We start from the raw sequence: 350 nt of genomic DNA, 5'->3' as shown, positions 1-350 counted from the left end.
GTCCAAGCTGCTTCCACTGCCTGCGTCTGCGGATTTCAGACAACAAACCGTTGGTTTTCATAATCCTGAGAATCGTTTTGGGATTCCTGGAACAACCGTTTTTGTCCAACCAAAGATGCATCCGGCGATAGCCGTATGTATTCTTGCAACGTTTCTGTTGACTTGCAATCTGGTCTATGATTGCCTGGTTTGGATCTGGATGGTTCAGCTTATGAATGTAAGCGTAATACCCACTCCGGGAAACACCAAAGAATTTGCACATCCGCCAAATCGGATACTCTTCCCGATAACGGTAAATCACGGCATATTTCGCCTTTGCTCTCACTTCCTTCCTGTGGACCGCAGAAAAT

1 protein-coding gene is annotated in these 350 nt (G+C 46.3%); it reads right to left on the bottom strand.

Annotation, left to right across the window (positions count from 1 at the left end):
* Positions 1–301 (bottom strand): IS3 family transposase (locus JCM17207_RS10450; protein WP_238317578.1); only part of this gene is annotated, 301 nt, incomplete at its 3' end.
* Positions 302–350: the final 49 nt, after the last annotated feature.

Origin of the sequence: Faecalibacterium gallinarum (assembly GCF_022180365.1) — a bacterium.
GTDB classification, from domain to species: domain Bacteria; phylum Bacillota; class Clostridia; order Oscillospirales; family Ruminococcaceae; genus Faecalibacterium; species Faecalibacterium gallinarum.
This window is presented reverse-complemented; position numbering and strand designations above follow the sequence as displayed.